9 protein-coding genes are annotated in these 25,593 nt (G+C 70.7%); 1 reads left to right on the forward strand and 8 read right to left on the reverse strand.

Annotated elements, in window-relative coordinates; all coding sequences use genetic code 11:
* Position 1: 1 nt before the first annotated feature.
* The 6 genes from AC3IFE_RS30480 to AC3IFE_RS30505 form a co-directional block, all read right to left on the reverse strand.
* Positions 2-14,083 (reverse strand): amino acid adenylation domain-containing protein, encoded by a 14,082-nt coding sequence (locus tag AC3IFE_RS30480; RefSeq protein WP_489193945.1) that lies wholly within the window; start codon positions 14,081-14,083, stop codon positions 2-4.
* Positions 14,083-17,331, reverse strand: coding sequence for a non-ribosomal peptide synthetase (locus AC3IFE_RS30485; protein ID WP_489193947.1), 3,249 nt, complete (start codon positions 17,329-17,331; stop codon positions 14,083-14,085). The genes AC3IFE_RS30480 and AC3IFE_RS30485 overlap by 1 nt, the downstream gene beginning before the upstream one ends.
* 70 nt (positions 17,332-17,401) lie before the next feature.
* Positions 17,402-18,811: a hypothetical protein gene (locus AC3IFE_RS30490; RefSeq protein ID WP_489193949.1), complete on the reverse strand. Its 1,410-nt coding sequence runs from the start codon at positions 18,809-18,811 to the stop codon at positions 17,402-17,404.
* 70 nt (positions 18,812-18,881) lie between these two features.
* A complete protein-coding gene (locus AC3IFE_RS30495; RefSeq protein ID WP_489193951.1) occupies positions 18,882-19,772 on the reverse strand; it encodes a cupin-like domain-containing protein in 891 nt (296 codons plus the stop codon).
* Positions 19,773-19,797: 25 nt separating this feature from the next.
* The gene (locus tag AC3IFE_RS30500) at positions 19,798-21,126 is read right to left on the reverse strand and encodes an MBL fold metallo-hydrolase (RefSeq protein WP_489193953.1); all 1,329 of its coding nucleotides are present in this window, start codon (positions 21,124-21,126) and stop codon (positions 19,798-19,800) included.
* 226 nt (positions 21,127-21,352) lie between these two features.
* Positions 21,353-21,562 (reverse strand): MbtH family protein, encoded by a 210-nt coding sequence (locus AC3IFE_RS30505; RefSeq protein WP_089471029.1) that lies wholly within the window; start codon positions 21,560-21,562, stop codon positions 21,353-21,355.
* Between the two features lie 329 nt (positions 21,563-21,891).
* Here AC3IFE_RS30505 and AC3IFE_RS30510 point away from each other — a divergent pair, with 329 nt between their 5' ends.
* On the forward strand, positions 21,892-22,683 hold the full coding sequence (locus AC3IFE_RS30510) for a thioesterase II family protein (protein WP_089471028.1): 792 nt from the start codon (positions 21,892-21,894) through the stop codon (positions 22,681-22,683).
* Positions 22,684-22,778: 95 nt separating this feature from the next.
* Here the strand turns inward: AC3IFE_RS30510 and AC3IFE_RS30515 are convergent, their stop codons facing one another.
* Entirely contained in the window at positions 22,779-24,860 is a 2,082-nt protein-coding gene (locus tag AC3IFE_RS30515) for a putative bifunctional diguanylate cyclase/phosphodiesterase (RefSeq protein WP_489193956.1), read from the reverse strand.
* Between the two features lie 236 nt (positions 24,861-25,096).
* The coding region (locus tag AC3IFE_RS30520; protein WP_489193958.1) for a porin at positions 25,097-25,593 on the reverse strand (497 nt) is incomplete at its 5' end.

Raw genomic sequence — 25,593 nt, forward strand, 5'->3', positions numbered from 1 at the left:
GTCAGGAATGATCGTGTTCGACTACGGGAACGGCTGCGTCGGCGACGTGCGCGAGCGCGGCCTCCATGTGTTCGCGCCACCGGCGCAGCAACTGTTCGGCGGTGGACCGCGCGTGGACGGCGTCGCTGTAGCGGCACTCGAACGCGAGTTCGCCGTCGCCCGCGACGCAGACGAGGTTCAGCAGGTGCGAACGTTCGTCGGTGGCCGCGCGGTCCGCGCCCACCGCCTCGGTGGCGGCGGAGAACCATGCGGACGGACGCGCGGCGGCCGCCGATACGAAATCGACGCTGACCTGCGGCTGCACGCAGCGCCGCCACGCGTCGGGATCGACGCCGGCGGGCGGCGGCAGGCCTGCCCCGCCCAGCGCCGCCAGCGGCAGCGCGGCGAGCGTCGCCTCCCATTCGCGCAGCGCGGCGACGCTCGGCACGCCGGCGTGATGCGGCAACAGCAGCGGCACGTCGCAGACGAAGCAGCCCACCGCGCGCTCGACCGCCGGCCCGTCGTCGAGCCAGTCGCGGCCGTGCCGGCCGAGATCGGCGACGACCGCGCCGCCCGCCCAGTCGGTAAGCGCGCGCGCCGCCGCCGCGATCGCGACGGTGGCGGCCTTCACGCGCAGACGCTGCGGCACGACGGCCAGCAACCGTCGCGCGGCCTCGCCCGTCAGCCGGTCGCGCACGACCTGCTGGCTCGCCTCGGTGTTCGCGCCGGCTGCTGCGTGCCGATCCCGCGGCAGCGCGACGTTGGCCGCCAGCGGCGCGAAGTACGCGGCGGTTTCGCCCGCCTGCCGCGCGGCCGCAATACGTGCGTCCAGCGCGCGAAGATAGGCCGGATAGGCCAGCGTCGGCGCGGCCACCGCCGGCGTCCGGCCGTTCGCATGCGCCGCATACGCATTGGCGAGGTCGTCCAGCAGCACCGCCCAGCCATGGCTGTCCGCGACGAGGCCGTGCACGACGAGCAGCAGCCGGTCGCCGGCCGCGCCGCATCGGTAGTGCGCGACCCGCACCAGCGGCCCTTGCGCGAGATCGAAGCCCTGCTGCAGCGTCGTGCTGTGCGCGACGATGAAGCGCGCCGCCTCGTCCGCCGCGAGCGCGTGGCTGCTGAAGCAGCGCTGCACGGCGTCCGCGTCCGCGGGCGCGACACGGCCCGACAGCGCGCCGCGATCGAATACGCAGCGCAGCCCCGGATGCGCGTCGAGCAGCGAGCGCAGCGCCGCCCGCAGCGCGTCGGCGTCGAGCGGTTGCGCCGCCCGAACGAGCAACGCGCGGTTCCAGTGGTGCGCATGCGGGCGCTGCAGCACGCGCCTTTGATACGGCGTCAGCGGAAACGCGGACCCATCGTGCGCGTCCGGTCGCGCCGCCAGCGGCCGCAGGCAATCGGCCAGGTCCGCGAGAGTCGGGCTCGCGAAGAAATCCTGCGGATCGACCGTCCAGCCGGCCCGGTTCAGCTGCGCGACGGCCCGCAGCACCAGGATGGAGTCGCCGCCCAGCCCGAAGTAGTTGTCGTCGCGGCCGATCCGCTCCAGCCGCAGCACGTCGCGCAGCACCGTCAGCAGCGCGCGCAGCGGCGGCGTGTCGTCGCCCTCCGCGGCCGCGGCCGCGTCCGCGTCCGGCAGCACCGCCGTCGCTACCCACTGGCGATCGATCTTGTCGCCGGACGTCTTGGGCAGCGACGGCACGATCGCCAGCGCATGCGGCACCAGATGCGCGGGCGCGATGCGGCGCAGCGCGCGCAGCCGCTCGCGCGCCGCCTCGCGTGACGTGTCCGCCGCCCCCGACGCGTCGGTGTCGACGACGATGAACGCCTCCAGGCGCGGCGCCGGCGCGTCGGGCCCGCCCGACAGCCGCACCGCGGCCTCGCGCACGCCGTCCTGTTCGAGCAGCAGCGCTTCCACTTCGGCCAGCTCGACACGAACGCCGCGCACCTTGATCTGGCGATCGCTGCGGCCGAGGTAGATCAGCGCGCCCGTCCCGTCGCGCCGCACGAGGTCGCCGGTGCGATACATGCGCGCACCCGGCCGTCCGGCGAACGGATCGGGCAGGAACGCGGCGGCCGTCTGGCCGGGCCGGCCCGGGTAGCCGCTCGCGAGCGCACTGCCGCCGAGGTAGAGCTCGCCGCGGCACAGCGGCGGCACCGGCTGCAGGTGCGCGTCGAGTACATAAGCCGTGGTGCCGGGCAGCGGCGCGCCGATCGGCACGTCGCGTTCATCCGGCCGCGCGTCGGCCGGCACGTCGTGCACGACGGACGTGATCACGCTTTCCGTCAGCCCGTACGCGTTCATCAGCGCCACACGGCCGCCCGTCACGGCGCGCCATGTCTGCACCGCGGCGAGCGGCACCGTCTCGCTGCCCGTCACGACCAGCCGCAGCCGCGTGGGCAGCGCGGCCTCGCCGAGACCGAGCGCACGCACCCATTCGCGCCACAGCGACGCGGGCAGGTTGAGCACGGTCGCGCGCTGTGCGTCGAGCAGGCCGCTGAACGCGCCGAACGTCGGCCACGCCGCGCGCTCGAGCAGCAGCAGGCAGGCGCCAGAGGACAACGTCGTGAAGATTTCCTCGATCGACACATCGAACACGAGCGACGAGAACTGCACGACCCGGTCGTCGGCCGTCATGCGATACGCGGCGCACAGCGCCTGGATCTTGTGCGCGACCGCCCGATGGCTGACGTCGACGCCCTTCGGCACGCCGGTCGAGCCGGACGTGAACAGCGTATAGGCGGCCTGTTGCGGATCGATACGTGCGGGCGGCGCGCCGGCGGGCACGTCGCCGAGCGCGGCGAACGCGATCGCCGCGCATCCGGGCCACGTCGGCGGGGCCGCCGCCGCATCGTGCACGAGCAGCACCGGCGCCGCTTGCGACAGGATCGCGTGATGCCGCGCGGCCGGCGCGGCGGGATCGAGCGGCAGGTACGTCGCCCCGATGCGCAGCACGCCGAGCAGCGACACCAGTGCGTCGAGCCCCATCGGCAAGCACAGCGCGACGCGATCGCCGGCGCGGACGCCGCGCGCGTGCAGCGCGCCCGCGACCTGCTCCACCCGAGCCCGCAACGCCGCGTAACTGAGCGTCTCGTGCGCGGTCGCGACCGCCGGCGCGGCGTTGGCGTCCGTCAGCGTGCCCGACAGCAGCGACACGAGGTCGGACGCCGCCCACGACGACACGTCGGCCACCCCGGCTGCCGCCTGCCAGGCCTGCCGCTGCGCGGCCGACAGCACGCCCGCGTCGCCGAGCGGCGCATCGTCCGGCAGCGTCAGCAGCAGGTCGAGCGCGGCCTGGAACTGTTCGATCACCTCGTCGGCCTCGCCCCGCTCCAGCGCGCCGTCGCGCGTCAGCAGCACGCCGCCGTAGCCCGCGCCGTCGCGATGCAGGTTCATCGTCAGGTCGTATTCGGTTTCCGTTTCCGGCGTGTCCTCGAACGCGACGTCCAGCCCGCCGATCCGCACCTGGCGAACCGGCGCCTCCTGCATCGAGAACACCACCTGGAACAGCGGCGTCAGCGACGTGTCGCGCGGGCCCGCGAAGCGCTCGACCAGCTTTTCGAACGGATAGTCGTGGTGCGCGTGCGCGGCCATCACGCAGTCGCGCACCCGCTCGATCCACGCCCGCGCGCGGCTGGCGGCCGGGAACGCCACGCGCAGCGCCAGCAGGTTGACGAAAAAGCCGACGAGCCCTTCGGTGCGGCTCGACGCGCGGTTGGCGACCGGCGAGCCGACCACCAGGTCGCGCTGCCCGGTGCGCCGCGACAGCATCAGCAGGAACGCGGACAGGAACACGACGTACGGCGTCGTCCGCAAGCGCCGCGCCAGCGCGTCGACCTGCCGCGCACGCTCGGCGTCCACCGCGACGCGGCCGCTGTGCGCGAGACGCCCCGGCGTGCGCGCGCGGCGTCGATCGCCGCCGAGGTCGAGCACCGGCGCGCCGTCCAGGTGCGCCCAGAACGCCTCGTGGGCCGCGTCGTGCCCGGCGGCGAACCGCGTCGCCTGCTCCTCGCTGTAGTCCGCGTAATTCCACGCGGGCGGTGCGGTATCCAGCGCGCCGCCCTGGCTCGCCGCGCCGTACAGCGACGCGAGATCCTGCGCGATCAGCCGGAACGACCAACCGTCGACGACGATGTGATGGAACGACATCAGCAGGCACGCGTGGCGCGGCCCGAGTTCCAGCAGTCGTGCGCGAAACAGCGGCGGCCGCGCGAGATCGAACGGCTCCGCCCGCAGCGCATCGCGATGCCGCGCGATGAACGCGTGCAGGGCGTCGTCCGTGCCGCCTGCGTATGCGTGGATCGACAGCGCGATCGTCGCGTCGGCATGCACGTGCTGCTCGCCGCCGCCGTCCGGTCCTTCGTGGAACGACGTGCGCAGCACCGGATGGCGCGCGACCAGCCCCGCGAGCGCCGCGTGCAGCGCGGCGCGGTCGAGGTCGCCGTGCAGATGCAGGCATTGCGGCAGGTGGAAGACCGAACCGCCCATGCCGAGCCGTTCGAGCGTCCACAACCGGCGCTGCTGGAACGACATCGGCGCGCGGCGCGGCCCGGCGGCCGGCAGGCCGGCCGGTATCGTCGCCGCCGGCATGGCAGGCGGCGTCGGTTCGGACTGCACGCGAATCGCGCTGGCGAGCCCGTCGATCGTCGGCGCGCCGAAGAACGCCGCGAGCGTCAGCTCCACGTTCAGCCGCTCGTGAATTCTCGTGAGCACGCGCCCGGCGAGCAGCGAATCGCCGCCCAGCTCGAAGAAATCGTCGGTCGGCGCGATCCGCTCATGGCCAAGGCACTCGGTCCAGATACGCGTCAATGCATGCCGCACGTCGTCGATTTCCGCCGAGGCGACAAGCGGAGTCTCGACCGCGACCGGCGCGGCAACCGCGGCAATCGACGGCGCCAGTGCCTCCGGCTGCACGCGCGCGACGTGCTGGGCGGGCAGCCAGTGACGCGTCCGCTCGAACGGATAGCCCGGCAACGGCAGGCGCTTGCGGCGCTCGCCCGCGTAGGCGTCGCGCCGTGTCAGCCGCGCGCCCTTCGCCCATAGCCGCCCGTAGCCGGCGAGCAGCGTCGCCATCGTGCGCGGCGTACGCTCCGTGAAGCTCGCCAGCACCGCGTCGGCCGGCGCGCAGCGATGCGCGCGCACCAGCGCCGCCAGCACGTCGCGCGGGCCGATCTCGACCCACAGCGCGTCGCCCAGTGCCGCCAGCGTTCGCACGCCCGCCGAGAAGCGCACCGTGCCGAGCACGTGCGCGGCCCAGTACGCCGGATCGGTGGCGCGCGGCGCGTCCAGCAGCGTGCCGTCGAGGTTGGAGATCAACGGGATGCGCGGCGCATGCAGCGCCATCGTCGCGGCATGCGCGTGCACACGTGCCGCCGCGTCCGTCATCATCGGCGAGTGGAACGCATGCGACGACGCGAGCCGCGCATGCGCGACACCCCCGTCGCGCAACCGCGCCGCGAACGCGTCGACCGCGTCCACCGGGCCGGACACCACGCATTGCAGCGGCCCGTTGACCGCCGCGAGGGCGAGCGTCGGCGGCAGTTGCGCGGCCAGTTCGTCTTCCGCGATCGATATCGACAGCATCGCGCCGGCCGGCTGCGCCTGCATCGCCGCCGCGCGCGCCGCCACCAGGGCGACCGCGTCGTCGAGCGAGAACACGCCCGCGCAGCACGCGGCGACCAATTCGCCGAGGCTGTGGCCGATCAGGTAGTCCGGCGTCACGCCCAGCGCGGCCCACGCCTGATACAGCGCGTACTCGTACGCGAACAGCAGCGGCTGCACCAGCGCGGTGTCGATGGTGCTCGCGTCGCCCAGCAGGTAAGGCTCGAGCGCGAGCCCGGCCGTGCTCGCGAACCGCGCGCACACCTGGTCGAGCGCCGCGCGGAACACCGGATTCTCGCGATGCAGGTCGCGCGCCATCCCGGCGGCCTGTGCGCCCTGCCCGGTGAACAGGAAAATCACCGGACGCGCGGGCGGCGCGTCGTCGGCGAGCGGCGACACGCCCGCGGCCAGCGCGTCGAGCGCCGTATCGCGCGACTCGGCGACCACGAACGCGCGGCACGCATGGTCCTGCCGGGCGGCCTGCAGCGTGTACGCGACGTCGGCCAGCGCCCATTCCGGGTGGCGGCGCAGCGCGGCGGCGAGGCCGTCCGCCGCACGCCGCAGCCCGTCGGGCGTGGCGGCCGACAGCCGCAGGCAATGCGCGGCGGCGGCCGTCGGCGCGTCCGCCTCGGGCGGCGCGGCTTCCAGGATCACGTGCGCGTTGGTCCCGCCGATGCCGAACGAACTGACGGCCGCGCGGCGCGGCGCGCCGCCGTCCGGCCAGTCGGTCGCTTGCGCGGTGATGCGGAAGGCCGCGTCGTCGAGTTCGAGCAGCGGGTTGGGCGTGTCGAAGTGCAGCGTGCCCGGCACCTTGCCGCGCTCGAGCGCGAGCGCCGCCTTGATCACGCCCGCGAGCCCGGCCGCGCTGTCCAGGTGCCCGACGCTCGTCTTGACCGCGCCGAGCAGGCGCGGCGCATGGGCCGGATGCTGGCCGTAGGTCGCCTTCAGCGCGGCCATTTCGATCGGGTCGCCGAGCAGCGTGCCGGTGCCGTGCGTCTCGACATAGCCGACCGACGCGGCGTCCACGCCCGCGTCCGCCAGCGCGGCGCGAATCACCCGCGCCTGGCCGGCGGGGCTCGGCGCGGTGTAGCCGGCCTTGTCGTGACCGTCGTTGTTGATCGCGGAGCCCTTGACGATCGCATACACGTGATCGCCGTCGCGGCGCGCGAGGTCGAGCCGCTTCAGCACGACCGCACCCGCGCCGCTGCCCTCCACGGTGCCGCTCGCGGCCGCGTCGAACGCGCGGCAATAGCCGTCCGCGGAAAAGATCCCGCCGGTACGGTGCAGATAGCCCGGCACGCCGTCGACGCCGATCGACGCCGCGCCCGCGAGCGCGAGTTCGCAGTCGCCCTGCGCGACCGCGCGCGCGGCCATGTGCAGCGCGACCAGCGACGTCGAGCACGCGGTGTTCAGCGTGACCGCGGGGCCGGTGAGATTCAGCCGGTAGGCGATCTGCGTCGCGGGCTGGTTCAGCACGTTGATCTGGTACAGCCCGAGCGCGTCGACCGCGTCGCGGTTGCCGAGCACGTGGTTCGCGAGGTACTGGCTCGCGCCGACGCCGACGTAGACGCCCACGTCGCGCGCGGGCCCGGGCCCGGCGTAACCGGCGTCCTCGAGCGCGCGATAGCTTTCCTCGATCAGCTTGCGCTGCTGCGGATCCATGATCTCGGCTTCGCGCGGCGTATAGCCGAAGAAGGCGGCATCGAAACAGTCCGGATCGCGAATCAACCCGCGCGCGGCGACGAAGCGCGGATTGCCGAGCAGCGCGTCCGGCACGCCGAGCGCGCGCAGCCGCGCGTCGTCGAGCCGGGTGATGCCGTCCTCGCCCGCGAGCAGCATGCGCCAGAACTGCTCGACGTCGTCCGCGCCCGAGACGGCAGCGCTCATCCCGATGATCGCGACGTCGCGACTGCCGACCTCCGACGCGCGCGCGGCCTCGGCCATGCCGCCGGCTTCGGCCGCCCGTTCGCCGGACGCGGACAGCCAGTCGGCCAGCGTGCGAATCGTCGTGTAGCGGAACAGGTGATCGATGTCGACGTCGCGACCGAATTCGCCGCGCAGCCGCGCCTGGCACTGGATCAGCGCGAGCGAATGCCCGCCGGCGTCGAAAAAGTTGGTGTCCGGATCGATCTCGGCGAGGCCGAGCACGTCGCGCCAGATCGCCGCGACCGCGGCCTGCGCATCGCCGGGCGCGCGGCGCGCGGCGTTGGCGGGGGCGGCGGAGACGGCGCGCTCGGCGACAACGCTCGCCGCCTCGAGCGGCCAGTCGGCCAGCCGGAGGCGATCGATCTTGCCGCTGCCGGTCCTCGGCATCGCGTCGAGCACGACGATCCGGTCGGGCACCATGTACGGCGGCAGCGCCTGTTGCGCATGCGCCTTCAGCGCGCCGTCCGGCAGCGTGCCCGCCGCCTGCACGAACGCGCAGAGCACGGCGCCTGCGTTACCCGAACGCGCCAGCACCGCGACCTTGGCGACGCCCGGATGGCGGCCCAGCACCGATTCGACTTCGCCCGTCTCGATGCGGAAGCCGCGCACCTTGACCTGCTGGTCGTCTCGGCCCACGAATTCGATGTCGCCGTGCCGATCGAAGCGGGCCAGGTCGCCGGTGCGATACAGCACGCGATCCGCGTCGCCCGTCGCATACGGGTTCGGCACGAAGCGCTCCGCGCTCAGTTCAGGCCGGTTCAGGTAGCCCGACGCCAGCGCGCGCCCGCAGAGGTACAGCTCGCCCGTCACGCCGATCGGCAGCCGGGCGAGTTCGGGCGACAGGATATGCGTGCCGACGTCGCCCACCGCGCGGCCGATCAGCACCGGGCCGCTCGCGCAGCGCCACACGGTGGCGTAGATGCTGGCCTCGGTCGGGCCGTATGCGTTGAACAACGGCGCATGCGGCAGCACGCGCGCCGCCAGCTCGACGGTCGCGGGCAGCAGCGGCTCGCCGGCGGCGAACACCGCGCGCAGCGGGCTCGCCGCGCCGGCGTCGAGCGATTGCAGGAACAGGTGCAGCATCGACGGCACGAAATTGACCACCGTCACGCGATGCTGCTCGATCGCGCGCTGCAGGTAGCGTGGATCGTACTGGCCGTCCGGCCGCGCGATCACGATCGCGGCGCCCTTCATCAACGGCCACAGCATTTCGGTGAGCGACACGTCGAACGATTGCGCGGTCTTCCACAGCACGCGGTCGCCCGCGGCGAGCGGATAGGTGTCGGCAAGCGCGTCGAACAACGCGAGGATGCCTTCCTGGCGGCACGGCACGCCCTTCGGCGTGCCGGTCGAGCCGGACGTATAGAGGATGTAGGCGGGCGCTTCGGGGCTGACGCGCGGCGCGGCGGCCAAGGTGGCGTGGCCCGTTTCCGCCAGCGCCGCCAGCTCGACGAAACGCACGCCGCACGCACGCAGGCAGGCGGGCGCGGCGGCATCGCCGACGATCGCCGCCGGGCGCGCGTCGTCCACCATGAAGCGATGGCGCGCTTCCGGCAACGCGGGATCGAGCGGCAGATACACGGCGCCGATCCGGAACAGCGCGAGCACCGTCTGCAGCGTCGCCGCCGAGCGGCCCGCGCATACCGCCACGACGTCGCCCTGCCGCACGCCCAGCGCGGCGAGCGCCGCCGCGCGCCGGTCGCACTGCTCGAGCAGCGCCGCATAGGTCGTCTCGCCCGCGTCGTCGATCAGCGCGACGGCGTCCGGTGCCGCGGCCACGCACGCGGCGAGACGCTCGCCGACGCTCGCGCTCACCGGCAGCCCGGGCTTCGGCGTCGCCCAGTCGTCGAGCCGCGCGAGCGTGGCCGGCAGCAGCCACGTCGCCGCGGGCGCACCGGCGAGCCGCCGCAGCGCTTCGTGCTCGGCGTGCACGATGTCTTGCGCGTCGTCACGCCGCAGGCTGTCGGCCCGGTAGCCGACGATGCAGCGCAGCCGCTGGTCGCTCGCGGAAACGGAGAAATCGACCTGCACCGGAAAACTGTTGACCGCGTGGCCGTCGCGGCCCGCCAGCATCCGCACGTCCGCGTCGTCCAGCTCGCGCAGCACGTGAAAGCTCGTGAAATTGAACAGCACCTCGCCGAGCTCGATCCCGCCGTTGTCCTGCCGGATCTGCTGCGACGGATAAAAACGGTGCCGGAAAATGCCCGACTCGATTTCGAACACCTGCCGCACCTGCGCGACCGGCGACGCGTCGCCGTCGAGCGCCGCGCGCACCGGCACCGAGTTCAGGAACAACCCGACCGCGCGCTCCGCATCCTCGGTCTCGGGCCGCACGTGCGTCACCATCGACGTCAGCACGTCGCGCCGCCCGCTCAGCGCCTGCAGCGCGCGCAGGTGGGCGGCGAGCAGCACGCTCTTGAGCGGCACGTTCGCGTCGCGCGCGAGCGCACGCAGCGCCGCCTCCAGTTCGGCGGGGATCTCGACCTCCAGATAATCCACGCGCTCGTCTGCCGCGTCGTCCGTCAGCGGCGCGCGGCGCAGCGACAGCGCCTGTGCGCCGTCGAGCTGGCCGCGCCAGAAATCGCGCTGGGCCGGATCGGCGAGCGCGGCCTGTTCGCGCTCGATGAAATCGCGGTAACCGGCCTGCACCGGTTCGTCGTTCTGCCCCTCCTGCCCGCTCTGCCCGTGTTGCGCGCCCGCCAGGCCCGCCGTGTAGAGCCGGATGAATTCGGCGGTCAGCGCGGCCTCGCTCCAGCCGTCGAGTATCGCGTGATGAAAACTCCAGACCAGCTTGAAGCGCTGCGCGGCCAGCTTGAACACGAAGCAGCGGAATAGCGGCGCGGCGGCGACGTCGAACGCGGCGAACCGCTCGCCGTCCATGAACGCGGCGATCCGGGCGGCCTGCGCCGCCGCATCGAGTTCGGTCAGGTCGGTGACCGCCAGCGAAATGCGCGCCGTGTCGAACACGAGCTGCAGCGGCACGCTGAACCCTTCCATCCGCAGCGCGGTGCGCAGCGCCGGATGACGCGCCGACAGCCGGTCGAGCGCATGCGCGAGGCAGGCTTCGTCGTACGCATACGCGACCTCGTAGCCGATCACGTCGTGGTACAGGCTCGAGCGCTCGTGCCGGCGGCTGTGATAAAGCATCCCCAGTTGCAGGCGGCTGAGCGGATACGCGTCGACGACGCCGGCCGGCAGCCGCGCGCGGTCCGCGTCGCTCGTCAGCGGCGCCCGCGGTGCGGCGGCCTCGGCCGGCGCGCTCGCCTCCGCACCTGCGCCTGCGCCTGCGCCGATGCCAGTGCCGGTGCCGGCGCCGGCGCCGCGCTGCCGTTCGATGTGCTCGCCCAGCGTACGCACGCTCTGGTGGACGAACAGGTCCTGGATCTCGAATTCGAGCCCGTGGCGCTGCGCCTGCGCCTTCAGCCGGATCGCCAGCAGCGAATCGCCGCCGAGATCGAAGAAACCGTCGTCGAGGCCGAAGCCGCCGCGGCCCAGCACGTCTTCCCACAACGCGCGCAGGATGCGCTGCGTGTCGGTCAGCGTCTCGGGCGCCGTTGCCGCGGCCGCCTGCGCAGGCGCGAGCCGCGCGAGCGCGGCCCGGTCCACCTTGCCGTTGGCCGTCAGCGGAATGTGCGGCACCGCGTGGAAACGCGCCGGCACCAGGTGATCCGGCAGCGATGCCCGCAACTGCGCGCGCAGGCCGGCTTCGTCCGGCACGTCCGCGCCGGTGCCCGGGCTGGCGGTCCAGTACGCGACGAGCTGCTTGTCGCCCTGCGGCGTCGCGTCGAGCGTCACGACGGCGGCCTGCACGCCGCGGCATGCGGCCAGCGCCGCCTCGATTTCCGCCGGCTCGATCCGGTAGCCGCGCAGCTTCACCTGGCGATCGCGCCGGCCGAGGTAATGCAACGCGCCGTCATGCGCCCAGTAGCCGACGTCGCCGCTGCGGTACATGCGGGCGCCCGGCTCGCCGCCGTAAGGATCGGGCACGAACGCGGCGGCGGTCAGGTCCGGCCGGTTCGCGTAGCCGTGCGCGACGCCGAGCCCCGCGATGTAGATGTCGCCCGCCGCGCCGGGGGGCAGCGGATTCAGCGCGTCGTCGAGCACGTACACCGACGTGCCCTGGATCGGCATGCCGATCGGCACCGCGCGCCCCGCCGCCGGCGCGCCACGCACCGGGTATGCCGTCGCGAACGTCGTGGTCTCGGTCGGCCCGTAGCCGTTGACCACCTGCCCGTGTTCCAGCAGCGCGCGGGCGCGCTCCACGTGCGGCAGCGACAGCACGTCGCCGCCGCAGACAAGGTAGCGCAGCCGCCGCAGCGCGTCCGGCGCGTGATCGACCATCGCCGCGAACAGGCCGCTCGTCAGCCACAGAATCGTCACGCGCGCGTCGATCAGCAACGGCCCGAGCTGATCGAGCGACGCATCGCGTCCGGCCGGCACCACGAGCGACGCACCGTTCAGCAGCGCGGTCCAGATCTCGAAGGTCGACGCGTCGAACGCGGTCGGCGCGAACTGCAGGAACACGTCGTCCGGCGTCACGTCGAGATAGGTCGGGCGGTACGCGAGCCGCAGGATCGCCTGTTGCGGCACGATCACGCCCTTCGGGCGATCGGTGGTGCCCGACGTGTACATCAGGTACGCCGGCATCTGCGCCGGCAGCCCGCTCGCGACGAACGCGCCGTCGCGCGCGGCGATCTCGTCGTCGTGGTCCTCGAGGACGATCAGGTTCAGATAGCCGTCACGCAGCGCATCGGTGCGCGCGACCACGTCCTCGCGCGTGACGATCACGCTCGCCTGGCTGTCGTCGAGCAGGAATCGCAGCCGGTCCGCCGGATAGCGGCTGTCGAGCGGCACATACGCGCAGCCCGCGTTGAGCACCGCCAGCATCGCGACGATCAGCTCCGCGCCCGGCTCCAGACACAGGCCGACGGTCGAGCCCGGCGACACGCCGAGATCGCGCAAGTGATCGGCCAGCCGGTTCGCGCGGGCGTTCAGCGCGTGGTAGTCGAGCGTCGCGTCGCCGTGGCGGATCGCCGGGCGATCCGGATGCTGCCGCGCCAGCGCGTCGATCACCGCGCCGATCGAGTCGGGCAGCGGCTGCGCGAGCGGCCGGCGCTGCCAGCCGCGCAGCGCGTCGAGCGTCGCCGCGTCGCCGCGCGCGAGCGTGCCGAACGGCGCGTCCGGCTGCGCGGTCAGCACGTCGAGGTACTGCACATAGGTGCGCGACAGCCGCTCGATATCGGCGGCCTCGAACAGGTCGGTGCGGAACACCGTGCAGCAGCGCACGCCGTCGGACGTCAGCTCGGCGAACAGCGTCAGGTCGAACTGCGCGTAGCGGTACAGGTCGTCGCGCACCGTCATCGCCGGCATCCCGGCCGCCGTCGCCGGCTCGGCGGCGCCGGGCACCGCGCCTTTCGTGTCCTGCAGCACGAAGTTGACCTGGAACAGCGGGCTGCGCGCGGCATCGCGCGCGACGCCGACCTGCTCGACCACCTGGTCGAACGACACCGCCTGATGCCGCAACGCATCGGCGACGGTGTCGCGCTCGCGCTCGACCAGCGCGGCGAACGTCGCGCACCCTTGCCGCGCGGTGCGCAACGCGAGCAGGTTCGCGAAGAAGCCGACGATGCGCTCGCTGCCCGGATGCACGCGGTTCGACGCGGTCGTGCCGATGCAGAAGTCGTCCTGGCCCGCGTAGTCGCCGAGCAGGCAGCGCCACGCGGCCAGCATCACCGTGAACAGCGTGCCGCCCTGCCGCCGCGCCAGCGCCTCGGCCCGCGCGCGCACGGCGGCGGGAATCGCGAAGAACACCAGTTCGCCGTCGTGCGCGCGCCGTGCCGGGCGCGGCAGCGCGAACGGCAATTCGAGCGTCGTCGCGCCCGTCAGCCGGCCCTGCCAGTAGGCGAGGCTCGGCGCGCTGTCCGCGGCGCTGCGCGCCTGCTGCCACAGCGCATAGTCCGCATACTGCGGCGCGTCGCTGGCGGGCGGCTCGGGCACGCGGCCCGCCAGCCGCGCCGCATAGGCCGACCACCAGTCGGCCAGCATCAGTTCCAGCGACCATCCGTCGACGATCAGGTGATGAGCGGTCAGCACGAGAATCTGCCGCGCGTCGCCGAGACGATGCAGCGACACGCGCAGCAGCGGCCCGTGCGCGAGGTCGAACGGCTGCGCGATTTCGGCCGTGATCGCGCGGGCGATCTCCGCGTCGGACACATCGGCCGCGTGCCGATGCACCGGCAGCGACGGGGCCAGTTCGGGATGTACGCGCTGGTACAAGTGGCCTTCGCGTTCGTCGAACGTCGTACGCAGCGCCTCGTGCCGCGCCACCACGTCGCGCAGCGCCGCCTGCAACGCGGCTTCGTCGAGCGCGCCCGGGATCTCCAGCACGTGCGGCACGTGGAAATGGCCGGCGCCGCCGCTGATCGCCATCTGCACCCACATCCGCAACTGCTCCGCCGACGCGGGCAGGTCCGCCGGCCGCGCCTGGCGAATGATCGCGTCGCGGCTGCCCGCGCCACGCTGCCTGCCGAACGCTTCGAGCAATTGGCGACGCTTGTTTTCGGTGGAATCGTTATGCGACATCAAACCAGCTCTCCCGACGATGAAAACACTGTGAGTAGTTCGTCCATGTCGTCCGGCGCGAGACGATCGAGCAGCGCGTCCAGGCGGTCCTCCTGCCGGGCCTTCTGGCCGAGCGCCACCAGCACTTGCGCGCTGAACCGGTCGAGCTGCGGTGCGCCGAACAGCAGCGGCGGCGACAGCAGCAGCCCGTAGCGGCCATTGAGGCGCCCGATCAACTGGATCGCTTGCACGGAACTGCCGCCGAGCATGAAGAAATGGTCGTCCGGCCCGATATCGGCGACGTCCAGCACGGCCGACCACTCGGCGGCGACCTCGGCCTGGAACGGCGTCTTCGCGCGCACGTCGGCGCCGTGCGCGCGCGCCTCGAGCGCCGCCTCGGCAAGCTGGGCCAGGCGCTTGCGGTCGATCTTGCCGGCCGGCAGCAGCGCGATGCGCTCCACCACGTCGATGCGCGCCGGGCGCATCGCGTCGGGCAGCCGCGCGGCCAGCTCCGCGTGCAGCGCGTCGACCGGCCAGGCGTCCCACCCCGCGGCCGGCTCGACGAATGCGTGCAGCAGCCGCACGCGGCCCTGCACCCGCACCGGCACCACCGCGCACTGCGCGATGCCCGGCAGCGCCAGCAGGCACGCCTCGATCTCGCGCAACTCGATCCGGTTACCGTTGAGCTTGACCTGCTCGTCGCGCCGGCCGAGGTAATGCAGCTCGCCGTGCTCGCCGAACATCGCGACGTCGCCGGTGCGGTACATGCGCGCGCCCGGGCGGCCCGCGTACGGATCGGGCACGAAGCTCGCCGCGGTCAGATCCGGGCGGCCGACGTACCCTTGCGCAAGGCCCGCGCCGCCGATGTAGAGCTCGCCCGCGCTGCCGGGCGCGCACGGCTCGAGGCCCGCATCCAGCACGTACAGCGACACGTTGTCGATCGGCCGGCCGATCGGCACGCCGGCGCGCGCATGAGCGTCGTCCGGCGTGCAATGCCACACGCTCACGTCGATCGCGGCCTCGGTCGGCCCGTACAGGTTGGCGAGCCGTACCCCCGGCAGCAGCCGGTGGAAGCGCTCGGCCTGCTCGGTCAGCAGCGCCTCGCCGCTGCAGACGACCAATGCGAGATCCGGGAAGACCTGCCCGGGCGTCGCATCCAGAAATGCATTCAGCATCGACGGTACGAAGTGCGCGACCGCGATGCGCGCATCGCGCAGCAGCACCGCGAGCCCGGCCGGGTCCTTGTGCAGCCCGGGCGGCGCGATCACCAGCGCATGGCCGCTCTGCAACGTCCACAGGAATTCCCAGACCGACACGTCGAAAAAGTACGGCGTCTTCTGCAGCACGCGCACCGGCGCGCTATCGGGCAGCAGCGAACCGTGCCAGTCGAGCCGGTTGACCAGCGCGCGATGGGTGTTGGCGACGCCCTTCGGCGCGCCGGTGGAGCCGGACGTGTAGATCACGTACGCGATCCCGTCCGGGTGAATGCGTTGCGGCGGCAGCGGTTCGGCGGCGAGCCAGATCGCGCGCTCGTCGAGCGCATGCCGGGCGACCGGCCCGGCGGGCAGGTTCGCCAGCAGGTGCCGCTGCGTGAGCAACAGCGCGAGCCCCGCATCGTCGACGATGCGCCGCAACCGGTCCGGCGGCGCAGCGGGATCGAGCGGCACGTAGGCCGCGCCCGCGCGCATCACCGCGACGATCGCCAGCACCATCTCCGTCGAGCGCTCGCAGCACAGCCCGACGAGCGCCCCAGGCGTCACGCCGCGCGCCGCGAGAAAGCCGGCGAGCCGGGCCGACAGCGCATCGAGTTCGCGATAGGTCAGTTGCTCCGCGCCGAACCGGACGGCCGGCGCATCCGGCGTCGCCGCGCACTGCGCGGCGAAGCGGGCCGGCCAGTCCGTCGCGTCGATCGGGCGCGTGGGCCCGTGCCAGTATTGCGCGAGCCGCGCGCGCTGCTCGGGCGCCAGCAGGTCGACCGCGAGCGCCGGCTGCGCATCGTCGTCCAGGTACGCGCGCAGCAGTCGGCCGAAACGCGCGGCGAATTCGCCGACCCGCGCCGGTGGCAGGCAGCCGGTGTCGTATTCGAGATTCACGTGCAGGCCGTCGTGCGTCAGCTGATACGCGAAGTTCAGGTCGAACGGCCGCTCGGCGGCGACCACCGGCAGCAATTCCGCCTGCACGCCATGGAACGCGAGCGGCGCATCCTGCACGAAGAACGCTTCCGTCACGCCGACGTTGAAGACGGGCGTGTCGGCCAGCGAACGCGAGCGCCGCAGCGCCGTCACGAGCTCGGTCAGCGACAGCTGCTGATGGCGCTTGCCTTGCGCACGCCGGGCCGTGGTACGCGCGACGATGTCGCGGAACGTGTCGCCCGGCCGCAGCGAAAAGTGCATCGGCAGGTTGTTGACGAAGCATCCGCTGGCGTCGTGAAACGCCGGCGCGCGCATGTTGACGGGATAGGTCACGACCAGCTCGCGCAGGTCCTGCCAGCGGGCCAGCGCGATCGCGAACAGGCTCGACAGCACGAGAAACGGCGTCGAGCGGCTCGCGCGGGCGCGGGCGCGCAGCCGGCGGGTCGTGTCCGCGTCGAAACGCATCCGGTGGATGCGCCCCTCGCGCGGCCCCGCCGACGCCGCCGCGTCGAACTCGACCCCGAGCGGCGCATGCGCGAGCGCGCCGAGCCAATAGGCCAGATCTTCGTCGTAGCGCGGCGACGCGCGGTACGCGGCTTCGATCGCGAGCTGCTCGCCGAGATCCCGCAACGTGCACGCGGGCGCCGGCCCCGCGCCGAGCGCGTGGTTGTACAGCGCCGTCAGCCGCTGGTTGATGTACACCGCCGAAAACGCATCGGAGAGGATGTGCGGAAAGCTGAGCACGAGCCGGTGCGCATCGGCCTCCTCGCGCAGCAGCGCGAAGCGGAACAGCGGCGCGTCGTCGAGCGCGAACACGTGCGCCGCGCGCGCGGCGATCCATGCGTCGGCCTCGGCGGCGTCGAGAGACGGCGCCGCGCGCGCGTCGCGGTAGTCGAGCGCGACCGTCACGCGATCGTGCACGTCCCGCACCACGCGGGCGCCGTCCATCCGGAACGTGCTGCGGCATCCTTCGTCGTGCTCATGGACGAACGCGTCCAGTGCGCGCCGCAGCGCATCGCGATCCAGCGGCCCCGACAGGCGATAGACGAGCGCGGTCGTGTAGGCCGACGAGTGCGGATTGAGCTGCCACTCGAGCCAGAAGCGGTACTGATAGGCTGAAAGCGAAGTGGTACGCATGGTAGCCCCTGTCTGGATACATGAAGGACGTGAAGGACGGCGCGGCGAGTCGATCCCGGCGCACCGCGCGTCAACGCGCCGCGTGGTCCGCGACGGCCGTTTCCGCGAAGTGTTCGGCGATGCAGTGGCGCAGCCGCGGACCGAACACGGCGGCGATGTCGTCGGCCGAGTACGGCGCCACGACGTCATCGATGCCGAGCGCGCGGTCCACCTCCTGCTGGAGTCGCGTGAAGATTCGCCGCGCGGCGCGCTCGTCGTGCAGGTACGTATTGAGCGCGGCCGCCGTCGCCTGCGCCGCCGCCGCGTCGAGCCCGTGCGCCGCGAACGCGTCGGCCGACCATTCGTCCGCCGCGCGCGGCGCGTCGCGCATCGCGTCGACTTCGGCCAGCAGGGCCGGCCCGTCGGCGCCGAGCGTGGCCACGCACATCCGGTCCGCCGCGGCGACGAGCTGATTCAGCCCGTCCGTCATCTGGCGCAGCACCGTGCCCGCCGGCCATTGCCGCGCCCGCGCGATCTCGGCCTCGTCCCCCTGCAGCAGCATCGCGAGATCCTCGCGCGCGATCTCGTGCGCGAGCGGGCTCGTGTGTTCGGTGGACCAATCCTCGAACCGCGCCAGCGCGTCGCGGAATGCTTGCGTGCGCGCCTGGCCGGGCACCGCGTCGAGCGCGACGATCAGCGCACGCAACTGCCGCGCCGCACGCACCGCGAACAGGTATTTTTCCGCTTCGAGCTTCAGGAACGCCGCCGCGTAGCGGTAGAAGCCGGGCTCGGCCGCGCTCGCGTCGGCGCCCGCGAGCGATGCCGGCTCGATCATCGCGCGGTAGGCCTGCTCGACCATCGTCTGCGGCCCCGCGCACACCGAGTTGCGGCCGACGAGCAGGCCCGCCGCCTCGGCGATCAGGTAATACGCGTCGCTGGCGAGGCACGGCGCGGCCGGATCGCCGCCCGAGGCCATCCGCTTGATCAGCGAGATATGCACGATCCGGTGCATGCCGAGCGAGATCCGGTAGATGATCGACGGCACGACGGGAATGCTGTCCGGGTCGGCCGGCTGCTCGCGCCGACGAATCAGGTAGGCGGGCAGCAATTGGCACAGCTTGCTGATGAACCACAGGTCGAGCATCGACACCGCGCCGTCGTGGCCGCGCAGCCGGCAATACCCGTCGCGCAGCGTCGAGATGGTCGGCAGCACCAGATGCCAGTGGTTTCCGAACTGCCGCAGCGACGAGATGTTCATCGGCAGCGCGTGATGAAACCGGCTGCCCTCGTACTCGCAGCGCGCGGCCTCGATCTCGATGCCGTCGCGCGATTCGGCCGGCGCGATCTCCTCGCCGAGCGGGCGAAAGAAGCTGTCGCGATAGGCGACCATCGAGCCCAGCATCGAGCGCCAGTAGAACTCCGGTTTGTCGAGCGCGCGCGGCCCGTGATAGCCGGTCGCGTACAGCGCATCGATGACGGTGAAATCGAACTCGTTCTGCATCATGGCTTCCTGAAGAGACACGGCCGCCGGCACGGCGGGCCGATAGAACGAACGGCGTGGGGACGGCGCGTCAGCGCGGCATCGACATCGGCTTGCCGGCCGTGTCGGCCGCGCGGCGCCACCGGCGCGCGAGCGCCTGCCACAGGCTCGCCAGCTCGACCCGACAGAAGGTCCGCACGGCGCGGGGCGACCACCACCAGTAGTTCACGTTGATCGAATCGCTCAGCGATTCCACGTAGTGCCACCAGCCGGGCGGCAGGTACAGCACCTCGCCCGCCTCCAGCACGAAGTCGTGGCGCGGCGCCGACTGCACGCGCGGAAACAGCACCGGGTCGGGATCGCTCATGTCCACCGGGCTGAAGATCACCGGCAGGTCGCGGCGGCGCCGGTAATACACGTTGGCGGACTGCTCGGGCGCGAACAGCACCCAGCGCTTGCGGCCGTACACCTGCACGTTCAGGTTCTCGTGCCGGTCGAAATGCATCGGCGACGAAATCCCTTCGGGGCCGAGCCAGAAGCCCGGCCGCAACACCAGCCGGCGCCTCAGCCAGTGCGGCATCCAGCCGGGAAAGCCGTGCTGCTCGTGCAGCGGCACGATGTCGTCCTTCAGCTCCGGCGCCGTCGAATAGATCGCCGCGTAGGTGATGTACGCGGTGCGGGCGCTGCCCTGCGCCTGCATCGCGCGGATCGTCGCGCCGAGGCGCGCGGTTTCGTAGCGGCGCGCGCCCAGGTAGAGGTCCGGCCGGGTCGGCGTCGGCGACAGCTGCGACGTCTCCACCGTGATCTCGTGTTCGCCGTAGCGCTCGACGAAGAAATCCGGCGTCCAGCGCGTGCGCGCGGGCCAGGCGTCGATGAATCCTTCCAGCACGGCCGGATGCTTCAGTCCGGCCAGAACGTCGCGCATGCTCCGGCTGCCGTCGTAGCGAATGCGCGGCATCGGCACAATCTTGCTGCCAGTCATCGTGGGGCTCCTGTCGACAGGAAAATCAGGACACCTGCCAATCGCCGTCATGCCGAAGCACGTCGCCCGGCAGCCAGCGGATCACGCGGGTGGTGGCGCCGAGCGTGTCGAGGCGCGCGTCGATCTGGTCGAGGGTGTCGGCTTCCGCGGGCTCGCCGTTGATCCAGCCGATGTCGTCGATCTCGGTGGCGATGCCGCGGAACCCGTTCGCATACGGCGCGAACGCATGGGCGCCGGCGCGCGCGCAGAGCTCGCCGATGCCGGACGGGCCGAGCGTGATGGACGGGCCGTCGCCCGCTTCCGCGATGTGCGGCAGGCGCTGCAGGTCGGTCATCGGCAGCACCATCCAGAACGTAAACAGGCCCTGCCAGAACGGCGCCTTGCGCATCTCGCGGCAGCAGCTCAGGACCAGGTCGGGCCGGCCGCGCCGGGCGACGGACCGATCGATCACGTCCATCACCGAGCCCTTCGCGTCCTCGCCGCTGTCGACGAGCAGAATCACCGAGAACTGCGGCGTCGTGACCCGGTAGCAATTGCCCCAGTTGCGCACGTCGGGCGGCGGCACGGCCGCGCCGATGGTCGGCTGCTCGCCGTAGAACGGCAGGATGTCGATCTCGATGTCGCCGATCCGCACCGTCTCGCCCCAGCCGGGCGCGAGCACCGTCTGCCCGACGTCGCGCAACGATTGCTGCATGTCGTCCTGCGCCAGCAGCGAGGCGACCGGAACGTGCGGCACGATGACCGGCACCGATCCGTCGCCGCCGTGCCGCAGGATGGTCGGGATGTGCCAATGATCGAGATGCCCGTGCGTCACGAGCATGCCGTCGATCTGCCGCCCCAAGTTGGACGGCGCGCGATCGAGATCGGGCAGGCCGACGTTGCCGCCGTTCGCGAGGCTGATCGGGTCGGTCAGCAGGCGGGTGGTTTCGGATGCGATCAGCAGCGACGCGTGTTCGAGCCGCTGGATGCCGGGGCCGTCGAACGCCGGCCACGCCAGCGCCGCGTCGCCCTGCGGCCGTTCACAGCCGAGCAGGCGGGGCTCCGCGTACAGCTCGGACAGCGGCTGCCAGCGGTTACGCTGAAGCGCGTCGCGCAGCGCATGCGCGAGCTGCGGCACGTCGCCGGCGGCGGTATCGAGCACGATCGGCTCGCCGCTCCGCGGCGCCAGCGCGAGCGTCCAGCGGTCGCGGCGCTGATGCAGATCGTAGAGCAACGCACGGCTCGCGATGCAGCCGCCGGCCGCCACGGAATCCGGATCGAACAGTTCGGCGAGAAACGGATAACGCGCAATCGCATCGCGCAACAGCGCGGCGCAGACGGCCGGTTCGAATTTCGCTTCCATGAATTGCTGCATGAGCGCGTCCTGTCGCTCGATCAGCGAGCCCAGATCATGCGCGCGTGAAGCCAGAATGCCTGTATTGAGGAAGACCCCCAGGCGATCATCGACTGACATGGTGTGTTTTACCCTCGGATTCTCTCGGCGAAACGCAAACGTCCTCCCGCGCGCCGTCACCGGGCCGCGAAATGCCGCATCGTTCCTTTATCTTTTATTGCGCGCTCGTGGCGCGAAGCGTCGATAATTATCTCGACAGCGCAGCCCGCACGCTCAATGGGCGCATGTCGGTCCAATTGGCGCCGATCCATTCGAGACAGGCCTCCCGGTTTCCCGACGGGCCCGCCGCCCGCCAGCCTTCCGGCACATGCTTGTCGTCCGGCCAGATCGCATATTGCTCCTCGTGATTGACGACTACTTTGAAAACGGTATCGTCTTGCGGCGTTTCGGCTTCCATGTCTCTCTCGTTTCAATAATCGATCACGCGTGTCACACGCATCACATAATTCGATATTTCGATAAGAACAGCACGCCCGATAGCATCGAGTGACGATGCAAGCACGCTAAGAATCGAAGCGAACCGACTTTACCATAATTCACCTTAAATCAATTACATTTCTATTGCATGAAACCGGGATAAATCATATTCCCCGACAACCAATAATCGAGCCCATTGTTTCATAAATATGTGAACAGATATGCGAAATATGCCTTTTCAAATAAATCCATAATCATCCCGATTGTTTTGTATTTTTTCCGGTTCGTTTTTAATTGGAGTTCACAAGCATGGTCTTGCTGGCCAGTACTGTCACCATTCCGCTCGAGCGCCCGACGGCGCGGCATCGGCTGCTGGTGTTCCATCACGCGTGCGGCGCGGCGGCCAATTACTATCGATGGGGGGCGTCGTTCCCGGACGACATCGAGGTGTGGCTGATCGAACTGCCCGGCCGCGGCCGGAGTCTGGGCGCTCGCGCGATCGATACGTTGCCCGAACTGATCGACTTCCTGCGCGCGCTGCGTCCGCTGTTGCCGCCCACCTATTCGGTGTTCGGCCACAGCATGGGGGCGTTGATCGCGTATTGTTTCGCGTGCGACATGGCGCAACAGGGGCGTCCGCCCGTCTGGCTCGGCGCCTCCGGCGCCGATGCGCCGTTCTACGCGCATCGCCACGCGCACCGCGATGGCATGCCGGTTCATTTGCGCACCGACGCCCAGATCGTCGACTACGTCGTGTCGCTCGGCGGGACGCCACGCGAAGTGGTGGAACACGACGCGCTACGGGCCATGCTGCTGAAGCTCGCCAAGGCGGATTTCCGCGTCGTCGAGCGGTTCTTCCCCTTGCCGTCCGCGACCGCGCTACCCTGCCCCGTCACGGTCTTCTCCGGCCGCGACGACACATTGCTGAGCCCGGCCGGGCAACGTGACTGGTTGCGTGCGTCGCACCATCCGGTCGATTTCCGCGCGTTCGATGGCGGGCACTTCTTTCTTTTGGACCACCCGGCCGCGGTTCAGCACGCAATCGGCCAGGCGTTGGCGCAGGCGGGGCAGCGCGACACCGATGATTGCGCGATACCGTAGCCGATAACATGGGCGCCCCCGCTTGCCGTGATCGACCGTTGCGCAGATGCGCCGGGCGATCGCGCCGCGCGACCCCGACACGTTCCGAATCGGGATCACATGCTCTTGATCGCCGTGCCTTGCGCGATCACGTCGACGAAGTGATCCGCCGGCATCGGACGACCGAGCAAGAAGCCCTGCAGCGAATTGCAGCCGAGCCGGGTCAGGAACTGCTGCTGCGCGGTCGTTTCCACGCCCTCCGCGACGATCTTCAGGTCGAGTGCCCGGCCGAGCGCGACGATCGCGGAGATGATCGCGGCATCTTCGGTATCGTGCTCGAGATCCCGGATGAATCCGCGATCGATCTTGAGCTCGCTGGCCGGCAGGCGCTTGAGATACAGCAAGCTCGAATAACCCGTTCCGAAGTCGTCGATCGAAATGCGCACCCCCATGTCGTGAAGCTGCTGCAGGATTCTCAAGCTGGCGTCGGCATCGCGCATCGCGGTCGATTCGGTGATCTCCAGCGTTAGGCAGTGCGGCGCCAGCGCGTGCCGCTGCAATGCGGCCTCCACGACCCGGATCAGGCTCGCGTGACCGAACTGCAACGGCGAAAGGTTCACTGCCATCGTCCAGTCGGTTCGACCTCCATCCCGCCACGCGCGTATCTGCCGGCAGGCCTCGTCCAGCACCCATTCGCCGATCGGCACGATCAATCCGGTCTTTTCCGCAATCGAGATGAACTGATCGGGCGAAATGAGGCCGCGCGTCGGATGGTTCCATCGCAACAGCGCCTCGACGCCCATGATCGGTCCGTCGGGAACTTCGAACTTCGGCTGGTAATGCAGGACCAGTTCATGCCGCTCCAGCGCCAGACGGAGTTCCTGCACGAGTTTCAAGTGCTCGCGGACATTCGCGTTCATCGATGCCTCGAAGAAGCAGTACGCGTTTCGGCCGAGCGCCTTGGCGTGATACATCGCTGCATCGGCATTGGTCATCAGCTCGCGGAAATCGCTGCCGTTGCCGGGATAGAGCGCAATGCCGATGCTGGCCGACACACGCAATTCGTGTTCGGACACGCGGAACGGTTTCCGCATCACCGCCAATACCTTGTCCGCCACGTCGGCCGCGTCCGCGGGCTCGTTCACGGCCACGACCAGCACGAACTCGTCGCCGCCCAGACGGGCAATCGTGTCCTGCGAGCGCAGGTTCGCGCCGATGCGCCGGGCCACGTCGACCAGCAACAGGTCGCCGACATGATGACCATAGGCATCGTTGACGGCCTTGAATCCGTCGAGGTCCATGAACATCAGCGCGAAACACCCGTGCTCGCGGTCGGTGCTCTGGATCGCCTGGTCGATCCGGTCTTCGAGCAGCACGCGGTTGGGGAGCTTGGTGAGGGTGTCGTGCAGCGCCAGATACGTCAGCTCCTGGTTCGCTTCGGCCAGCGACGTCGCGAGTACCGCCGTGCGGGATTCCAGACGCAGGTCGAGGATGGAAACGATCAGCGCAATGGCGAGTATCGCCAACATGGCCACGACGATGACGAGCGCAAGCCAGCCGGGATCCATGCTGGCGCGCGCGGCCCCGCAGAGGCTGCCCAGCGGGAACCGGGCGGCCGCCATCCCCGTATAGTGCATGCCGGCGATGGCGGCCCCCATCAGGACCGCTGCCCCCAGATTGAGCAGGCGCACGCGCGACGAACCGGTTCGCCGAATGAATACGATCCACAGCACGGCGCCGGATGCGACGACGGCAATCGCGACCGACAGGCAGACGAGCAACGGATCGTACTGGATGCCCGGCGACATGCGCATCGAAGCCATGCCCGTGTAATGCATTCCCGCTACGCCAGCCCCCATCAACATCGCTCCGCCGCCAAGCCGATGCCACTCGAGCGTGCCCCGACAGACGAGCCACAGCGCAACCGTCGAGCAGGCAATGGCGATCAGCAACGACAGCACCGTAATGGCCGGATCGTATCCCAGCGGAATCGGCAACGCGAACGCAAGCATGCCGACGAAATGCATCGACCAGATGCCCGCGCCCATCACGCTGGCCGCGCCGACCAGCCACCAGTGCGCGGCGCGCCCGTCGGCCGTCTTGATACGCCCGGCCATGTCCAGCACGGTGTAGGACGCCAATATGGCGATCAGGAGCGAAAGAAGAACGAGCAACGCGTTGTAACTGGTCGGCAGCATTGTTATTTACAGATCGCTTTCGATTCGGCGACGACGAGACCCCGAGTTGCCGGGGGGCCTCGTGAATTCGTGTGAGGGTTGGGCGCAAAAGGAAAGCGGTGCCGAAGGAACGGACCGGTCGTACGACCGATCAGACGATTCCAGCGGCCACCGCTTGCAAGGCGGATCATAAACGCGACCTCGCGTTCAGGAAAGGATTGACGGCTGCGGGGGCGTTGGAGGGCGCGCGGGCGGAATCAGAACGTGTGACGAACGCCCACCGCAAACGTGTTGCCGGTGGGGTGAGCGCTCAGCTTGTCGTAGGAGTAAATCGCGTAGACATTCGTCCGTTTCGACAGAAGGTGGTTGTAGCCGACGGACGCGGTGTTCCGCAGGCTGCCGGCCGCTCGGGTAGCGCCGGACCGCTTCGTGCGCGCCCATTCCGCCAGTAGGAAGTCGGCCGGCGACAACGGGATCGACACACCCGCTTCGTAGGTGTGGCTGCCGGTCGGCGTACTCGTGTCGCTCGTCATCGCCCAGGCGCCGTAGAGCGTGACGAGCTTGAAGTCGTATGCCGCGCCGGCCAGATAGGCGTACTGCGCGCCGACCGGCCCTGCCGCGGTATACCGCACGCGCTGGCCGGACAGCACGGCCGTGAGGCCATGCCCACGATAGTTCAAGTGAATGCCGAGGTTACCGACGCCGGGCGAACCCGCAACGCCGCCAAGACCATAGATGACGGTGGCGCCGAAAC

It is taken from the genome of Burkholderia sp. APQ4-4ca (assembly GCF_057837105.1).